Genomic DNA, 18250 nt, shown 5'->3' with positions numbered 1-18250 from the left:
TCGGTGCTGAATTTGGCCCTACCAAACTGCCGGGATGCGCAAAAAGTAATCGTTTTATTCCCTTATATTTATCGGTAGTAAATTCGGCCTCCTTCCCACCCTTTGCTGCATTTGAAAGTCGCACGCGAATTCTCGGACTCTGATTGCCTGGCCCGTTTACGGGCTGGTGATGATCAGGCATTCGACCTGTTGTTTCAGCAGTTCGCGCCGGGCTTGTGCCGTTTTGCGTTTCAGCATTTAAAGTCCCATGCCGAGGCCGAAGAGATTGTTCAGGAGTGCTTTCTGAAGCTGTGGCAGCGACGCCACCAACTCGAGGAGAACACGATATTTAAAGGCTACCTCTACCAGGCCGCCTACCACGGCATTCTGAATCAACTGCGTCGCCAGCAGTACTGGGCCTTCGAGGATATTGCGCCCAACACATTATTCGCGGAAGCCTCGACCATAGATTCCATCGAATACCAGGAGCTTGAAAAGTTATATAAGGCAGCTCTGGAGCAGTTACCGCCCAAACGGCGCCAAATCTTTACCCTGAGCCGGCAAGAAGGCCTATCTTACACCAAAATCGCCCAGACACTTAACATTTCCGTCAAAAGCGTAGAAACGCAGATGGCCCACGCGCTGAAGTTTTTGCGTAGCTACTTTCGATCGCATGGTACCATTCTTACAATGGTCCTCATGCTCCTTTCGACGATTGGCCGTAAGTAAATTGGTCACCCTGCTTAGTGCGCGGGCCGGGCATTTTAAAGCAACCCGTTGCGCTTTTTAGAAATAGCCGAGGGTCGTTACGTTGCTGACAAGAGGATCAATACCAGCGCCAAGGACATCCCATGAGCTTGGAAATACAGCTTCATAAACCTCAACGCATGGGTCATCTGGTTTTCTACGCACTTCACGGAAACGTTCATTTCTTTCGCGATAGAGGCGTAGGATAAGCCCTGCTGGCGGCTCAGGGTAAAGATTTGGCGCCGTCTCGACGGCAATTGGGCTACTGCTATTTGGTACAGCTGCTCTAATTCTTGGTACTCTAGCAATTGGCTAGGGCATGTTTCTTCTACCAAGACCTCTTCATCACACTCTTCAAATACCCAGTACTGCTGGCGGCGCAGTTGCTTCAAAATGCCGTGGTACGCGGACTTGTAGAGATACGCTTTGAAGATAATGTTGTCATCGAACTCATGCCGCCGCTCCCATAGCTTCAGAAAGCAATCTTGTGCAACCTCCTCCGCATCGGCGTGGCTTTTTAAGTAACCATGCGCAAACCGGCACAGCGCTGGAGCATATTGCTCAAACAGCACGTCGAATGCCTGAACATCGTCTTTTCTAAGGCGTTCTAAGCAGACACGGTCAGAGAAATCATGTACAACTCTCAAGGGGTGGCAATAAGTAGGCGAAAGCTTGTAGCGGGTTGATAAATATATATAAATCAGGTCGGTATTCTCTTCAAATCTACGAAGCGTACTCCAACTCGTGCAAGAAGCAGCTACGACTATAAGGCTCCATTTTGCACCGACTTTGCACCGACGACAGCTTGCAGCTGCCAAATAAACGTTGCCGCAAGGAAGGTTCAGCCAGCTATTTTGGGGGCTGAAAAAAATATTTTTCGCCAGCATTGGGGTATTGGGCGCTTCGTGGCTTTTACTACTCAGAGAGAAGCAATTCCACCGCTATGCCCATCGAAATCACATACGAAGCTTGCATACGCTACGTGCAGGGGAAAGCCTCGTTGGAGGAGGCCCGCGCCGTGCGTGCATGGCTGGCTGACCCCAAAAATGAGCTCGTAGCCCACTATTGGATGAACTTACACGCCGAAGCTCTAGCCGTACAAGAGCAGCAGGTCGATGAAGAGGGTCCCTACGATTATGCGGCCATGCGAGAAGGTCTGCATGCCCGTATGGGGTTGGAAACATCCTCACGCAGCGCTTCTATACAGGGTAGCTCTTGGCACCGCTGGGCCGCCGCGGCAGCTCTGGTGGGAGTAAGCAGTGCCGGCTGGTTTATGTACGAGCGGCACCAACTGCTGGAGCCCGTAACGGCCAGCTACTCTTCGCCTTACGGACACACCCAACTGGTACACCTGCCCGATGGCTCGGAGGTTACGCTAAATGCCCATTCTACGTTGCGCTACGCCGCAACGCCCGGTCAGCGAGCTCCTCGAGAGGTATGGCTTGATGGCGAGGCCTTCTTTGCGGTGAAGCATCTCCCTGACAACAAGCGCTTTGTGGTACATACCACGGCTGGCTTTCAGGTGGAAGTACTTGGCACGAAGTTCACCGTTTACCGGCGACACGAACAAGCCAGAGTGGTGCTGCTCTCCGGAAAGGTACGGGTAGCCTTTGCTGACCAGAAGAAAGCTGCTGTGACCCTAAAGCCTGGCGAATTGCTGCAAACTTTTGATACGCTTTCACAAACGATTGTGCATCGAAAGGTTCAGGCTACTGCTTATGCTACTTGGACGGCTGATAAAATGGTCTTTGACGCTACTACGATCACCGATGTAGCTACGCGCTTGGAAGACACTTACGGCGTAGAGGTAATCATCAAAAGCGCAGCACTCAATCAGCGCAGGTTCACCGGCACTTTTCCCATGGGCAACCTGGATGTGCTTTGTGAGAACCTATCAGAGGCCTTTCATCTGCAGATAACCCGGCATCAAAATCAACTTGTTTTATCGGACAACGCTTCTTCCCCTTCCACGCTATGAGCCTACCTCCTACTCAATCTGGCAAACTTCCTTTGCGCGCTCCCCTGCTGCTCACCGGAGCGCTGCTGCTCTATTCGTCTAGTGCCCAAGTCGTAGCACAAGCGATGGCTTCGGTACAGCACTATCCGCAACGATCGGCTTCCGCCGGAGCAGTACCGCTTAAGCAGCTGCTCAAGCACTGGGAAAAACAGTACAACACCATCATTGCCTACGACAGCGACTTGGTCGGCGACAAGCGCGTTGCGCCACAAGAAAATGTAGGTACGCTGGAAGACAAGCTTGCTACGGTACTACCCCAAGTAGGACTACGCTTTAAAAAGCTACACGCGAACAACTACATTATCACGCCTGATAATAGCACTACAACAGAACCATCCCTCGAAGGCCTGGCCGCAAACGTTGCCACTTTACAGGACGTGACCGTCTCGGGTCGGGTGGTGCAATCGAATGGGGAAGCCTTGCCGGGCGTCACGATCATTGTGAAAGGCACGGTTATAGGTGCCAGCACCGGCGGCAACGGTGAATTCTCGCTGAGCGTGCCCGAGAACAGTACCTTGGTTGTCAGCGCTGTGGGTTTCCTTAAGCAGGAAATCGCGGTGCAAGGGGCCACTTCGGCCCTGACGATTACGCTCGCCGAAGACCGCAAGACGTTGGATGAAGTCGTTGTCGTCGGCTACGGCACCCAGAAAAAGGGCGACGTAACGGGCGCCATCGCCTCATTCGATGCGAAGGCGCTTAACGAACGACCCATCGCCCGGGTCGACCAGGCGCTGGTAGGGCAGTTGGCGGGTGTGCAGGTGAAGCAAACAACCGGGGTGCCCGGTCAAGGCTTTTCGGTGCAGGTACGCGGCTCCGGCTCCATCACGGCCAACAACGAGCCGCTCTACGTAATCGATGGCTTTCCGCTGGAGTCCACCTCCCAGAATGCCGCGGGCCGCTTCGGGGCGGGTAGTCCCCTGGACAACATCAACCCCAATGATATTGAGAAGATTGAGGTCTTGAAAGACGCGGCAGCAGCGGCCATTTACGGTTCGCGGGCCGCTAACGGGGTGGTCATCATCACCACGAAGAAAGGCAAGTCCGGCAAGCCCCAGTTCACAGTCAACAGCTACGTGGGCGTGAGCGAGAAAGTGCGGGGGCTGGACATGCTCAGCGCAGATGAGTGGGTCGACCGGGCCATTGAGATCATCAACGCCTCCTGGGTATCCTCCGGGCCGGGCCGTACGGCCAGCCAGACCACTGCCCAACGGCAAGCTATTCTGGGCAATACTACCATCAATCCCAACCTGATGATCGATGAGCGCTGGACCCAGCCTGGGCATCCGGGGTTAACTTATATCGACTGGCAAAAAGAGGCCTTTAAGAAAGGGGTGGCCCAAAACTACCAGATCGGAGCCAGTGGCTCGACTGATTTCGTAAACTATTATATATCAGGCGATTATCTTAAACAAGACGGCATCATGATTGGCTTGGGATATAAGCGCTACTCGGCGCGGGCCAACGTGGAAGTGAAGGTAACGCCTAAGCTCAAGCTCGGCCTGAACTTGTCGCCTTCGTATTCCATCACCCATGACCCCGGCATCGAAGGCAAGGATAATCAGCTGCAATACCTCACGTTCAACATTCCGGTAGCGGAAGCCTCGGCCGGTTTGGATGCCAATACGGGCAACATTCTCCCCTACACTTGGGGCGGCCGCCCCAGCCCGATTCGGGGTTTGGAGAATACCACAGGCGACACCCGAAGCTTCCGCACCCTGAGCACCCTTTACGCCGACTACCAACTGTTGCCGGGCCTGAACCTGCGCTCGACGCTGAATCTCGACAACACGGATGGCAACACCAAAAACTACCGGCCAGCCTTTGTCAGCGGCAGCGTCGGCAGCCGCCAGGCCTCCGGCTACTACGACGGCTATAAGAAGCTGACGTTTGTGAACGAAAACACCTTGTCGTACAACAAGCTGTTTCGGGAGAAGCACGACTTCACCTTCCTGGCCGGCTACTCCTACAACACGACTAAGATTGACGGGCAACGCCTGACGGCGGCCAACGGGTTTATTAACAATGCCGTCACGACCATCAACGGCGCGACCACGGTTAGCGGCACCACCGACAACTACACGACGGAAACCCGCAACGTGCTGATTTCCACATTCGGGCGCTTGCAATACTCCTACGAAGGGAAATACCTCTTTTCGGGCAGTATCCGGCGCGATGGCTCGTCCCGATTTGGTGAGAACGACAAGTATGGCGTTTTCCCAGCTGCATCCGTAGGCTGGCGCGTCTCGCAAGAGAAATTTATGCCTAAGCAAGACGTGCTGAGCGACCTGAAGCTGCGCGCCAGCATTGGCCTGTCGGGTAACAACGGCATCGGCGACTACAGCAGCATTGCTACGCTCGGCGTGTTCACCTACTCTTCGGGCGGCACGCTGATACCGGGGCAAGCCCCCAACCGCATCAACAACCCCAACCTGAAGTGGGAACGCTCCCGCACGGTAGACTTTGGCGTCGATTTTGGCCTGATCAACAACCGGGTAACGGGCTCGCTGGACTACTACACCAAAACCAGCCGCGACCTGCTGCTGAACGTGCCGGTGCCGGCCACGGCCGGGTTTGCCACGCAACTCACCAACATTGGCGAAGTGCTCAACAAGGGCTGGGAAGTGGAAATCAACAGCCACAACCTCATCGGCAAGTTTCAGTGGAGCACAGGGATCAACGTCAGTCACAACCGGAACCGGGTCGTACACCTAGGGCCGAACGATGCGCCCATCCTCGTCAGCTCGGGCTGGGACATTCAGAACAACATTCTGCAGGTTGGGCAACCGCTGTACGCCATCTACGCGATCAAAACGATTGGCATTCTGAGCCAAGCCGACATTGACAACAAAGTAGCCCGGTTCGGCACCGAAAGCGCAGGCGACGCGAAGTACCAAGATGCCAACGGCGATGGCAAGATTGACGCCAACGACCGCCAGATCGTAGGGCAGCCCAGCCCGAAATACACCTGGGGCGTTACGAACAATTTCCGGTACAAGGGCTTCGACCTGACTGTGCTGGTGCAGGGGCAGCAGGGCGGCTCCATCTACTCGCTGTTTGGCCGGGCCGTTGACCGCACGGGTACCACCTATAGCGAAAACATTTTGGGCCTAAACCGTGACCGGTGGCGCTCAGCCGATAACCCCGGTGCTGGTGAGCGCGGCAAGGCGTATTCGACGTTTGGCTATACCAAGACGACCGACTGGCTGTACTCGTCCGATTATTACCGCGTGCGGCAGATCACTTTGGGCTACGACTTAGGACTGCTCATTAAGAAGAGTGTCGCCCAAGGGGTGCGCATCTACGTGTCGGCTGAAAACTACTTCGGCCACGACAAATACTACGGCGGTTACAACCCAGAATCGGTGAACACAAATGGCGGTGACTCCAGCTTCCCCATTGGCGTGGATTACGGCGGGCTCCCGCTGGCTAAGACCCTGACCCTGGGCCTGAACCTCACTTTTTAATCTTGCTGCAACTCATCCCATGAAAAAGATAACTACCCTCTTTCTCAGCCTTGGTCTGCTGGTGTTCAGCAGCTGTGAAAAGGACCTGACCCAGGTGCCGATTTCCAGTGGCTCGGTTCCGACCTTCTACAAAAACCCCGACGACTACAACCAAGCCCTGGTTTCCGTATACGCTGCCCTGCGCTTTTCGCAGGCGGGGGGTTACCCTGACCGACTCTACAACCTATCCGAAACCCGCTCGGATAATCTGTACGCGGTGAGCGATATCCCCGGCGTACGGGACTGGGAACCCATCAACAACTTTGCGACGACCCTGGCCTCGAATTCCTACATCGCCGAGGCTTGGACTACAAACTATGCCTCCATTTTTCGGGCGAATAGCTTTCTGGACAAGCTCGCTACCAACGGTGGCATCGTCGACGCGGACACCCAGAAGCGCTACGAGGCCGAAGCCAAGTTTCTGCGGGCGTTCTTCTACTTCGACTTGGTACGCTACTTTGGCAAAGTGCCGGTGATCGATAAACCTTTGGGGGCGGCCGAAGCGTCGCAGGTGCCGCGCAGCCCCGTTGCCGACGTCTATAAGCTCATCATCGCGGACCTGCAAACGGCCGTAGCCAACCTGCCGGTGTCTTATACGGGCAGCACCAATGTATTCCGGGCTACGTCGGGAGCCGCCAAAACCCTGCTCGCTCTGGTGTACATGACCCGCTCGGGCCCTACGTACGGGGTAGAAGGACCGGGCTTGGCTACCAATGAGTACGCCCAGGCCGCCACGCTCCTAAACGAAGTGATCGCCAGCAATAAGTACTCCTTGCTACCCAAATACTCGGATATTTTCTCGTATACGAACGAGAACAACGCCGAAGTGATCTTCGACGTGCAGTACGTGAGCGGTGGCCAGAACCTAGGTGCTACCTACCCCGGTCAGATCGTTTCGGATGACTTGTTTACCGCCTTGAAAATCCCGTACTCTTCCGGTTCGCCCGACGCCCGCTTTGCGTCCAACAACTTGGTGAGTTCGTACCCAGCTGGTGACCTGCGTAAGGCGTTCAACTTCACCCTGAGCTACACCAGTATCACGGGCTTTAACGAAACGCGCCCCACGATCACGAAGTACCTAAACCCAAGCCTGCGGGGCGTTAACCGCTTCGACTGGCCCATCAATTTCATCGTCTTCCGCTACACCGACGTGCTGATGATGCGGGCCGAATGCATCCTGCACGGAGCCGGTGGTACCCAAGCCCAAGTGGATGCCATCGTCAACCAGGTGCGCGCCCGTGCCGGCCTTACTGGCACTGTAACCAACGTAACGCTGCCCCAATTGATGGAGGAGCGGCGCCGCGAGTTTGCCGGCGAAGGCACGCGCTGGCATGACCTAGTACGCGAAGGCATGGCCATCACCACGGTAAATGCGTGGAGCGCCATCGACGACGTGAAGCATCGCATGAGCCAAGCGACGCCCAACAACATTATTTACCCCGTTCCCCAGACTGAGCTAACTGTCGTTCCTGGTTTGTACGAACAGAACCCGGGGTACTAAACGGCTTTACAAGTAGCCACGAGGTCCATTTAAAATTTGGTAGCGCAGCAGGCAATCTACCCGCTGCGCTACTTTTTCTTCCTAGCCTTCTCACCCCGTCTGTATGCTACGCAAGTCGTTGCTTATCATTACTTTGCTAGTTCATATCTGTGCATTTGGGCAAAGAAAGACGCTTACCATCACTGCTTACGGAGCCAAGGGTGATGGCCAAACCAACAGCACGGCCGCTATCCAGAAAGCCATTGAGGAAGTTTCGAGGCAAGGCGGAGGCCGCGTAATAGTGCCCGCAGGTAAGTTTGTTACCGGACCGCTGGTGCTCAAGTCAGGCGTCGAGCTGCACCTGGTTAAAGGCGCCACGCTGCTCGGCAGCACCCGCCGTCTCGACTACGGCACCGTGGCGGCTTCGCTCGTTACCGCCCAAAACCAGCAGAACGTGGCCATTACCGGCCAAGGCACCATCGACGGACGCGGGCGAGAACTGGTGCAGGACCTGCTGGTGCAACTGCGGGCGGGCGTGCTCGACGACCCCGAGTGGAAAGCAAAACGCCCCACCGAGAAAAACCGTCCGCAGCTGCTCATGCTCACAGGCTGCCGGCAAGTGCGCGTGACCGGCGTCACGCTTAAGGATGCCGCCTGCTGGGTGCAAGCCTACCGGGAATGCACCGACGTGGTGGTCGACAGCATTCGGGTGGAAAGCACCGCCTACTGGAACAACGACGGCATTGACTTCGTGGATTGCAAGAATGTAAAGCTCAGCAACAGCTTCTTCAACGCGGCCGACGACGGCATCTGCCTGAAATCGGAAAATCCGAAAGCGAGTTGCGACAACATTACCGTGACCAACTGCACCGTTCGCTCCAGCGCGAGTGCCTTCAAGCTGGGCACGGGCTCACTGGGCGGCTTTCGCAACATTACCGTGCGCGGCCTGACCGTGTACGACACCTTCCGCTCAGCCATTGCGCTGGAAACCGTGGATGGAGCCTTTTTAGAAGATATTGATATTCAAAACGTTACCGCCAAAAACACGGGCAACGCCATTTTCCTGCGCCTGGGCCACCGCAAGGGCGAGGCGCCTGGCACGTTGCGCCGCGTGTACATTGGCAACGTGAAAGTGCAGGTGCCTGCCGGCAAACCCGACAAAGGCTACGAAATCGAAGGGCCGGTGTTTAAGGAGCCGCACAACGTTAATCCTTCGTCCATTACGGGCCTGCCTGGGCACCCGGTGCAGGACGTAACGCTGGAAAACATCGACATCACCTACGAAGGCGGCAACAGCAAGACGCTAGCCTACGCCAGCCTCGATTCGCTGGCCGCGGTGCCCGAGCGCACGCCCAACTACCCCGAGTTTTCGATGTTCGGCGAACTGCCGGCTTATGGCTTCTACGTGCGCCACGCCCAGGGCCTTACGCTCAAGAACGTGCGCGTCAGCCTCAACGGGGCCGACTACCGGCCCGCCTTCGTTTTTGACGACGTACAAAAGCTTGCCTTGCAACAGGTTACAGTGCCAAAGTCACCCGTTCAGCCTACCATCGTGCTCCACGACGTGCCAGGCCCGATCTTTAAGCAAGTGAGCGTGCCTGGTGATAAGCCGCAAGCCATTCTGGTGCGCGGCCAACAGAAGCAGGTAGCGCCGTAGTTTTCTCTCTTCTGACACGCTCAATACTTTGAAAATCAGCGGCGTATTTCTATTGGTCAGCCTATTTGGCCTGCTAGCTGTGCCCAGTCATGGGCAGGGCTCCGATGTAGTGCACTACGTGCAGTCCTTATCGGGCTCGGCACCCAGCACTACGGCCTCTTCTACCAAGCACGGACACAGCACGACCGAGCACCTGGCGAATACCTTTCCGGCCGTGGGCGTGCCCTTTGGGATGACGCAATGGACGCCTCAAACGCGACTTACCGAAACCAAGTGTGTAGCGCCCTACTACTATGCCGATACGCTTTTAACTGGCTTTCGGGCCAGTCACTGGCTGAGTGGCTCCTGCACCCAGGACTACGGCAGCCTGACGATCATGCCGCTCACGGGGAAGCTAAAAACCTCGGCCCAGGCGTACGCCACGTCTTTTTCGCACCGCACGGAAACCGCCACGCCGGCTTACTATAAAGTAGCCCTGCCCCAGTACCAACTCAGCGTGGAGCTGACGGCCACGGCCCGGTGCGGGCTGATGCAGATTGTGGCGGCCCAAGACGACAGTCTGTACGTGCTCATCACGCCCAACAGCGACCAGGGTCAGGGCTTCGTTCAGGTAGACGCGCAAAAAGGCGAAGTATGGGGCTTTAACCCCGTGCACCGCATTTACCAGGGCTGGGGACAACCAGCGGGGTTCAGCGGCTACTTCGTGGTGCAGCTGGAGCGGCTGGGCAGCCGCGCCGGCACCTATAGCGGTAACCACGCCTCCACAGCGATTAGCATTCAAAACCAAAAAGATATTGGGGCTTTTCTCGGCTGTAAAGTACGTCGGGGCGAGACGCTGCGCCTGCGCGTGGGCACGTCCTTCAGCAGCCTCGAAGGCGCCCGCCGAAACCTGGCGGCCGAAGTACCCAACTGGGATTTTCAAACTCTGGTCGCGCAGAACCACGCGGCCTGGCAAAAAGCCCTGGCGCAGATTCGGGTAGAAACCTCCAAAGAGCAGGACAAACGCATTTTCTATACCGCTCTCTACCACAGCCTCCAGCAGCCCCGGCTGTTCAACGACGTGGACGGCACCTACCCGGCCTTCGCGGGCAATGCCCAACGCCTGAAGGTGGCGAAAGGAAACTACTACGACGATTTTTCGATGTGGGACATCTACCGGGCGCAGTTGCCGCTGCTGGAATTGCTGCAACCCCGGCTGGCGAACGACCTGGTGCAGTCGATGATCCTAAAAGGTCAGCAGGGCGGCTGGCTCCCCATTTTTCCGTGCTGGAACAGTTACACAGCAGCCATGATCGGCGACCACGGCACGGCCTTTATCGCTTCCGCGTACGTGCGGGGCATCCGCGACTACGACGTGCAGGAGGCCTACCGCCTGATGCGCCGCAATGCCTTTGACCAGCCTACACAACAAGAATATCTTGACGGCAAAGGCCGCCGGGCCCTGCCCTCCTACCTGAAATACGGCTTCGTGCCCCTGGAAGATAGCGTGAAGGACGCCTTCCACAAAATGGAGCAGGTGAGCCGCACGCTGGAATACGGCTTTGACGATTACGCCTTGGCCCAGGTCGCGAAAGGTCTGGGCAAAACAGCTGATTACCAGGCGTTGCTCAAACGCTCGCAGGCTTACCGCCACATCATCGACCCGGCTACCGGATTGGCAAGAGGCCGCTACGCCGACGGCCGCTGGTACGCGCCTTTCCGGCCCGATGTACGCGAGTTCTACATCACGGAAGGCACGCCCCGGCAGTACACCTTCTATGTGCCCCACGATGTGCCAGGCCTGGCTCAACTGATGGGCGGCCCCGCCCAGCTGGAAGCGAAGCTCGATAGCTTGTTTGCCCGCGGGGAGTATTGGCACGGCAACGAACCCGGCCACCAGATCCCATTCATGTACAACTACACGGCCGCGCCCTGGAAAACCCAACGGGCTGTGCGCCGCATCTTGGCCGAAGAGTACACGGACGGCCCGGGTGGCCTGAGCGGCAACGACGACGCGGGGCAGATGTCGGCCTGGTACGTGTTTGCCTCCCTCGGCCTCTACCCGCTCAACCCGGCTTCCGATGAGTACCAATTGTGCGCCCCGCTATTCGACCGCGCTACCGTGCAGCTACCGGGTGGCAAGGCCCTGGAAATCATTGCGAAAAAAGCTAGTCCGGAAGCGATGTATATCGCCGGGGTGAAGTGGAACGGCAAGAAACACCCTTACAGCTATCTGCGCCATGCCGAGTTAACCAAAGGAGGACGGCTCGAACTGGACTTACAGATGGCACCCGTCACAAGCTGGATTCAACCACCACCACCTCGGCTATCCCAATCATCTGGCAAGTAACCCCATCAACTAACCACATGAACGCAGTACAACCAAGCCGTGCTGTGCCGCGCCAGGTGCCGGTCTGGGCACTTTGCCTCTGGCTGCTGCTTGGGGCACACCCAGGTCGGGCGCAGCACAAACCAACTACCAAGGAGGAGAAACCGGGCAAGTCGTGCTACCTGTTTGCGTCGTTTCGGAAAGACGGAGAAGACGGCTTACACCTGTGTTGGAGCAACAATGCCTACACCTGGTACAGCCTAAAAAACGATCAGTCGTTTCTAGTACCGGCCGTGGGCGAGCAGAAAATCATGCGCGATCCGTGCCTCTACCAAGGCCCCGACGGTACGTTTCACCTGGTTTGGACCACGGCTTGGCGTGGCCAGACCATCGGCTACAGCTCCTCAAAAGACCTCGTGCACTGGACTGAGCAGGTGGCCTTACCGGTGATGGCCGACGAGCCCGACTGCATGTACGCCTGGGCGCCGGAAATCCGCTACGATGCGACGCAGAAGGACTACCTCATTTACTGGAGCAGCGCCCTGAAATCGGAGCAGCGGCCCGATTCAACGGGGAAGCTGCGCCACTACGCCCGCACGTATGCCGTGCACACCCGCGACTTCAAGCGCTTCTCCAAGCCGACCCTGTTCTTCAACCCCGGCCACGCCCAGATTGATGCTAGTCTGCTCGCAGACCACGGCAAATACCTGTTGTTCTTCAAATACGCCTACCGGGGCATTGCCTACGCCGTGGCGGACAACTTTAACGGCCCGTGGCGCGAGACGCAGCCGCCCTTCACCAACGACGATTGGGAAGGCCCCTGGCCTATGAAAGTCGGCAAAGATTACCTGGTCTACATCGACAACTTCAAGTCGAAAAGCCGCATGGGCGCCTGGCGCTCCAGCGACCTGCTGCACTGGACCGATGTTTCGGCAGAGATCCATTTTCCGGTCGAGCAGCTGCATGGCTCGGTGCTGCCAGTCTCCGGAAAACTGGTGCAGCTGCTGCTGCAACAATCCTTGTAAGCCAGCCCAATCAAGTATGCAGCTTCTATTCTCCGCTTATCAGAACGCCATGCTGAGCTTACCCACGCCCTCCTCCGCCGCATGAAACAATTTTCTCTGCTGCTCTGCGCCTTGTTGCTTACCCTGCTCCGTGTTCACGGGCAAAGGGTGAAGCTCGCAGCCCTTACATCACCCATTCTTTTCCAAGGCAACGCCCAAACGGCCTACCGCGACCCGGCTGTACTTTACCAGGATGGCACATTCTATCTCTACTTCACGCTCTCGGAAGTAGAAGCGGATCACAAGGTGTATATGTACACGGCCTATGCCAAGAGCAAAGATCTGGTGCAGTGGAGCAAGCCGAAGAAAATCACCGTCAAAGATCAGAATCTCGATTTTTCGAGCCCTGGCAACATCATCCGCTACAAAAACGAGTGGGTGCTGTGCCTGCAAACCTACCCTCGGCCCGATTATACCGCCGAGCAGATGCCGCGCTACGGCAACAAGGACTCCCGCTTGTACATCATGCGCAGCAAAAATCTGGAAGAGTGGAGTAAGCCGGAGCTGCTGCACGTGAAAGGCCCCGACGTGAAACAGACCGACATGGGCCGCATGATTGATCCTTATTTGCTGCCCGATAAAGACGAGCCCGGCAAATACTGGTGCTTCTACAAGCAAAACGGGGTGAGCCGCTCCTACTCGCGCGACCTGGTGACGTGGACGTTCGCCGGCTCGGCCGAATCGGGCGAAAACGTGTGCGTGCTGACGCAGGGCAACCAATACCTGCTGTTCCACTCCCCACCAAATGGCATCGGCATCAAGACCTCCACCGACCTGAAAACCTGGCACGACCGCGGTACGCTCATTACGCTGGGGCAGGAGAAATGGGACTGGGCGAAAGGCCGCCTCTCGGCCGGCACCGTGCTCGACTTGACCCAAGTGCCCGGTATCAACCGCTACCTGATGTTCTTCCACGGCTCGGGGCCGCTAACCGAGAAAGAGGGCGACTTCGACAAGAATGCCTCACTCGGCATTGCCTGGAGCACCGACTTGTGCACCTGGGAGTGGCCGGGGAAATAGGCAAGAATCAACGCAGCAATACCCAATTGATAATAAGTAATTGAAAAACAGCCGATTATACAATTGTATATGAAGCTTGCATCAAATGCCAATTGATAAGCCTGGCCCTTCGTATTTCTCAAGACTTTATGTTGTATCGCCGTCTACTCTGCGCTGCCGCGCTTTTGCTTACTTTCCTGACCGCCCAAGCTCAGAGCCCTCTGAAAAGAAACGAGGTACTGGTGTTTGCGTATTTCAAAGGCAACGGCGAAGACGGCCTGCACCTGGCTTCCAGCCCCGACGGCTACCGTTGGACGGCCCTGCACCACGACCAGTCCTTCCTGAAGCCCACCGTGGCTCACGACAAGCTCATGCGCGATCCCTGCATCATTCGGGGCAAGGATGGCCTGTTTCATATGGTCTGGACCGTGAGCTGGCAGGACCGCGGCATCGGCTACGCATCCTCCAAAGACCTGGTGCACTGGAGCGTGCAGCGCTACCTGCCCGTGATGGAGCACGAGCCCACGGCCCGCAACTGCTGGGCGCCGGAAATCACTTATGACGCGCAAAGCGACCAGTACCTGATCTACTGGGCCACCACCATCCCGGGCCGTTTTCCGGCTGGCGAAACGCTGCTGACCAACGGTAAAAACCACCGCATCTACTACGTCACCACCAAGGACTTCACGACCTACTCGCCAGCCAAGATTTTGTATGACCAGGGCTTCAACGTGATCGACGCCACGATTCAGCCGGCCGGCAAGCGCTACGTGATGTTTCTGAAAGACGAAACCCGCGAGCCGGCCCAGAAAAACCTGCGCGTGGCCTTCAGTGACCAACTCACCGGCCCGTATGGGCCGCCTTCGGCGCCCATCACGGGCCAGTACTGGGCCGAAGGGCCCACGGCGGTCAACCTGGGGGCGCAGTGGCTGGTCTATTTTGACAAGTATACCGAAGGTAAGTACGGGGCGGTGACCTCGACTGACCTTGAGCACTGGACTGATGTATCGGACCGCATTGCCTTCCCGACCGGCACCCGCCACGGCACCGTGTTGCGCATCACCAAAAAGGAGCTAAGGCACTTACTGAAGCCATAAGCCCCTCACATAATCTCTTTTCTCTGCCACGCCCTTCTTGTTTATCCCATGGCCTTGCCTTCCCCTAAGCTGGTTAACCGGCCGGCCGCTGATATTTCGGCGGCCGGACCTAACACCTCCCTGCGGTATTTCTCAGCGCTGAGCGCCGTGACCACCCTGTTTTTCCTGTGGGGGTTTATCACCTGCCTGAACGACATTCTGATTCCCTACCTGAAGGCCATTTTTCAGCTCTCGTTCGCGCAGGCTAATCTGATTAACCTCTGTTTTTTCGGGGCGTATTTCCTGGTCAGTATCCCGGCCGGAAAGCTGGTGGCGCGCGTGGGCTACAAGCAGGGGATGTTGCTGGGCTTCGTGGTGGCCGCTTTCGGGGCCTTCCTCTTTTACCCGGCGGCAGCGGCACGGGCCTACGGGCTGTTTCTGGCCGCGCTGTTTGTACTGGCTTCCGGCATCACCCTCCTGCAGGTATCGGCCAACCCTTATGTGGCCATTCTGGGGCCGCCCGCGTCGGCATCGGCGCGCCTGACGCTCACACAGGCCTTCAATTCGCTGGGCACTTTCCTGGCTCCGCTGCTGGGCAGTATGTTGATTTTAAGTCATTTGCCTAAGTTGGATACGGCCACCAGCGCGGCGGCCATCGATGTCACGGCCGTGCAGGTGCCCTACCTGATTATTGGGGCGGTGCTGCTGCTCATCAGCCTGCTGCTGAGCCGTGTTAACCTGCCGCGGATCGAGCACGCTCCGGAAGCCGCTGTCACTGAAAGCCGCCAGGCGACGCGGGCCTGGCACTCCCGGCACCTGGTGCTGGGTGTGGTGGGCATCTTTGCCTATGTGGGCGCTGAGGTGGCAATTGGCTCCCACATCGTTAGTTACCTGGCCCTGCCCGACGTGTTGGGGATGGATCCAAAAGAGGCCGGCACGCGAGTTTCCCTATACTGGGGAGCAGCGATGGTCGGCCGCTTCGCGGGGGCCTATCTGCTCAATAAGTTTGCCCCCACGAAGCTGCTAGCGGTCAATGCGGTGGGCGCCGTGGTGCTGGTGCTCATTTCCATCAATACGTCGGGCGCGGTGGCCATGTGGAGCTTGTTGGCCGTGGGCCTGATGAACTCGCTGATGTATCCCACCATTTTCACACTGGCCGTAGCCGGGTTGGGTCGCCACACCGAAGAAGGGTCCGGCTTGCTGTGTACGGCTATTGTGGGCGGGGCGCTGGTGCCGCTGCTGTTTGGCCTCATCGCCGACCACGGCGGTTTGCGGCTGGCGCTGCTGCTGCCGGTGCTGTGCTACGGGTATATTCTGTGGTACGGGCTGCGGGGCAGCCGCCGCGCGATAAATGCCTGATCGCCCGATTGCAATGCTGTAAGATTTTAATAATCAACAGTTTATTCCTGATACTTAGTTAAGCCAACGCATGAAAGCAATACCTATTTACTTTTGGCTGAATGTCCTGCTGCTGCTAAATGGCGGGGGGCTACGGGCGGCACCGCGCACAGACACTAAACTGTTGCTTAGCCCGAATAAGCAGCTGGGCGTGAGCGTGTTGGTAGCCCAAGGTGAAGCTACTTACACCGTCTCCCTCGGCGGCAACCGCATCCTGTTGCCCTCAAAGCTGGGCCTGGTGCGTGAAGACGCAGACTTTTCCAAGGGCCTGAAACTAGTCGCCACCGACAAAGCGCGACGGGTGAAGGAAAGTTACTCGCTGCCCGGGGGGAAGCGTACCAACTGTGTCTACGAAGCCAGCGAGCAGGTCAACCACCTGCAAAACGCCGCCGGCGAAGCCTTCAACATCATTTTCCGGGTGTCGAACGACGGGGTAGCTTTTCGGTATGAGTTTCCGACCACCTCCGCCGACGTTAAAAGAATAACGGAGGAAGCTACTTCCTTTCACTTCGACACGAACACGCGCACCTGGCTTCAACCCAAGGCCGAAGCCCAAAGCGGTTGGAAAAACACCAATCCTTCCTACGAGATGCACTACTTGCCCGACCAACCCGCCGGGCAGCCTTCCCCAACACGCAACGGCTGGGTATACCCGGCTCTGTTCCGCACGCACGATACTTGGGTGCTGCTCACCGAAGCAAACTTGGGCCGCACCTACTGCGGCACCGACCTGCGCGCCGACTCGCCCAATAACGAATACCGCGTAGGCTTTCCGCAGGCGGCCGAGGTATTTCCGGGCGGGGCGCTAAACCCCGAATCGACGCTGCCCTGGCGCACCCCGTGGCGCATCTTCACCATCGGCAGCTTAAAAACCATTGTGGAATCGACCCTGGGCACCGACCTGGCCGCTCCGGCTGCCATAGCCCTGGGCAGCTACATGCAGCCCGGCAAGGCCGCCTGGAGCTGGGCGCTGGGCACCGACGACGCCACCAACTACGACACGCAGCACCAGTTTATCGACTATGCCGCCGACATGGGCTGGCCTTACGTGCTGATTGACGCGGATTGGGACACCCGCATCGGCTACGATAAAATGCAGGCGCTGGCCGACTACGCCAAAGGCAAAAACGTGGGGCTGTTGCTGTGGTACAACTCGTCGGGCAACTGGAACCAGACCGCCTACCATCCCAAAAGCCAGTTACTGACCCACGCCGACCGGGTGAAGGAGTTTGGCCGCCTGCAAAAGATGGGCATCCGTGGGATCAAAATCGACTTTTTCGGGGGCGACGGGCAGTCGTTCATCACCTACTACCAGGACATTCTGCGCGACGCGGCCGACGCTCAGCTGCTGGTCAACTTCCACGGAGCAACCCTGCCCCGCGGCTGGCAGCGGACCTATCCCAACCTGATGACCACGGAAGCCGTGCAGGGTTTTGAGGCGGTGTACAACAAGCAGCGGGAAGCAGATCTGGAGGCTCGGATGTGTACGATGGCGCCCTTTGCCCGCAACGTTTTTGACCCGATGGACTACACCCCAGTGAGTTTGAAACCATTCGAGAAGCCGAATGTGGCGCGCAAAACCACCAACGGCTTCGAGCTGGCGCTGGCTGTTGTGTTTCTCTCGCGCATCCAGCACTATGCCGAGGAGCCCAAAGGCATGGCCCAGCAGCCAGACTACGTGCGCGACGTGATGCGCCAAGTGCCCGCCGTGTGGGACGAAGTACGATTCCTCGACGGCTTTCCCGGCAAGTACTACGTGGTAGCGCGCCGCACCGGCAGCACCTGGTACGTGGCGGGCATCAACGCCGAAGCCGAACCCAAAACCGTGCAGCTTGACCTGTCCTTTATGGGCACAAAAACGCCGCTCGACCTGATTGGCGACGGACCTGACCAATACAGCTTCTCGCGCCAGCACCTTGCTACCGGCCAGAAGGTAGCCGTGACCATGCAGCCGAGCGGGGGCTTCGTGCTGCGCCCGGCGAAGATGCGCTAAGCCATCGCCCTCCTGAAGACAAGTATTTA

12 protein-coding genes are annotated in these 18250 nt (G+C 57.6%); 11 read left to right on the top strand and 1 reads right to left on the bottom strand.

All coding sequences use genetic code 11. The annotated features are described in order from the left end of the window. The first annotated feature begins 102 nt into the window (after positions 1 to 102). Positions 103 to 708 (top strand): RNA polymerase sigma-70 factor, encoded by a 606-nt coding sequence (locus FHG12_RS16715; RefSeq protein WP_165699432.1) that lies wholly within the window; start codon positions 103 to 105, stop codon positions 706 to 708. A 77-nt stretch (positions 709 to 785) separates the two neighbouring features. Here the strand turns inward: FHG12_RS16715 and FHG12_RS16710 are convergent, their stop codons facing one another. Beyond that, entirely contained in the window at positions 786 to 1373 is a 588-nt protein-coding gene (locus tag FHG12_RS16710) for an RNA polymerase sigma-70 factor (protein ID WP_230471166.1), read from the bottom strand. A 296-nt stretch (positions 1374 to 1669) separates the two neighbouring features. On the opposite strand from FHG12_RS16710, the gene FHG12_RS16705 reads away from it, so the two are divergent. The 10 genes from FHG12_RS16705 (at position 1670) to FHG12_RS16660 (ending at position 18221) form a co-directional block, all read left to right on the top strand. Continuing rightward, positions 1670 to 2704, top strand: a complete 1035-nt coding sequence (locus FHG12_RS16705) for a FecR family protein (RefSeq protein ID WP_139516810.1) — start codon at positions 1670 to 1672, stop codon at positions 2702 to 2704. Further along, positions 2701 to 6207 (top strand): SusC/RagA family TonB-linked outer membrane protein, encoded by a 3507-nt coding sequence (locus tag FHG12_RS16700; RefSeq protein ID WP_139516809.1) that lies wholly within the window; start codon positions 2701 to 2703, stop codon positions 6205 to 6207. Before FHG12_RS16705 ends, FHG12_RS16700 begins: the two co-directional genes overlap by 4 nt. Positions 6208 to 6226: 19 nt before the next feature. Continuing rightward, on the top strand, positions 6227 to 7747 hold the full coding sequence (locus tag FHG12_RS16695; RefSeq protein WP_139516808.1) for a RagB/SusD family nutrient uptake outer membrane protein: 1521 nt from the start codon (positions 6227 to 6229) through the stop codon (positions 7745 to 7747). A 103-nt stretch (positions 7748 to 7850) separates the two neighbouring features. Further along, a complete protein-coding gene (locus FHG12_RS16690; protein WP_139516807.1) occupies positions 7851 to 9383 on the top strand; it encodes a glycoside hydrolase family 28 protein in 1533 nt (510 codons plus the stop codon). A 28-nt stretch (positions 9384 to 9411) separates the two neighbouring features. Next, positions 9412 to 11712 (top strand): GH92 family glycosyl hydrolase, encoded by a 2301-nt coding sequence (locus tag FHG12_RS16685; protein ID WP_230471165.1) that lies wholly within the window; start codon positions 9412 to 9414, stop codon positions 11710 to 11712. A gap of 17 nt (positions 11713 to 11729) precedes the next feature. Further along, positions 11730 to 12716: a glycoside hydrolase family 43 protein gene (locus FHG12_RS16680; protein WP_139516806.1), complete on the top strand. Its 987-nt coding sequence runs from the start codon at positions 11730 to 11732 to the stop codon at positions 12714 to 12716. A gap of 81 nt (positions 12717 to 12797) precedes the next feature. Continuing rightward, positions 12798 to 13775, top strand: a complete 978-nt coding sequence (locus tag FHG12_RS16675; RefSeq protein ID WP_139516805.1) for a family 43 glycosylhydrolase — start codon at positions 12798 to 12800, stop codon at positions 13773 to 13775. A 128-nt stretch (positions 13776 to 13903) separates the two neighbouring features. Beyond that, positions 13904 to 14851, top strand: coding sequence for a glycoside hydrolase family 43 protein (locus tag FHG12_RS16670; RefSeq protein ID WP_139516804.1), 948 nt, complete (start codon positions 13904 to 13906; stop codon positions 14849 to 14851). Between the two features lie 48 nt (positions 14852 to 14899). Beyond that, positions 14900 to 16189, top strand: a complete 1290-nt coding sequence (locus FHG12_RS16665; RefSeq protein ID WP_139516803.1) for a sugar MFS transporter — start codon at positions 14900 to 14902, stop codon at positions 16187 to 16189. A gap of 70 nt (positions 16190 to 16259) precedes the next feature. Then, a complete protein-coding gene (locus FHG12_RS16660) occupies positions 16260 to 18221 on the top strand; it encodes a glycoside hydrolase family 97 protein (RefSeq protein ID WP_139516802.1) in 1962 nt (653 codons plus the stop codon). Positions 18222 to 18250: the final 29 nt, after the last annotated feature.

Origin of the sequence: Hymenobacter jejuensis (assembly GCF_006337165.1) — a bacterium.
Classification (GTDB): Bacteria; Bacteroidota; Bacteroidia; order Cytophagales; family Hymenobacteraceae; genus Hymenobacter; species Hymenobacter jejuensis.
The sequence above is the reverse complement of the archived record's forward strand: the minus strand, read 5'-3'. Positions and strand labels throughout refer to the sequence as shown.

Coding starts and splice junctions, on each gene's coding strand:
- FHG12_RS16665 (WP_139516803.1), top strand. CDS start 14,900: ATGGCCTTGCCTTCCCCTAAGCTGGTTAACCGGCCGGCCGCTGATATT.
- FHG12_RS16690 (WP_139516807.1), top strand. CDS start 7,851: ATGCTACGCAAGTCGTTGCTTATCATTACTTTGCTAGTTCATATCTGT.
- FHG12_RS16695 (WP_139516808.1), top strand. CDS start 6,227: ATGAAAAAGATAACTACCCTCTTTCTCAGCCTTGGTCTGCTGGTGTTC.
- FHG12_RS16680 (WP_139516806.1), top strand. CDS start 11,730: ATGAACGCAGTACAACCAAGCCGTGCTGTGCCGCGCCAGGTGCCGGTC.
- FHG12_RS16675 (WP_139516805.1), top strand. CDS start 12,798: ATGAAACAATTTTCTCTGCTGCTCTGCGCCTTGTTGCTTACCCTGCTC.
- FHG12_RS16660 (WP_139516802.1), top strand. CDS start 16,260: ATGAAAGCAATACCTATTTACTTTTGGCTGAATGTCCTGCTGCTGCTA.
- FHG12_RS16700 (WP_139516809.1), top strand. CDS start 2,701: ATGAGCCTACCTCCTACTCAATCTGGCAAACTTCCTTTGCGCGCTCCC.
- FHG12_RS16705 (WP_139516810.1), top strand. CDS start 1,670: ATGCCCATCGAAATCACATACGAAGCTTGCATACGCTACGTGCAGGGG.
- FHG12_RS16670 (WP_139516804.1), top strand. CDS start 13,904: ATGTTGTATCGCCGTCTACTCTGCGCTGCCGCGCTTTTGCTTACTTTC.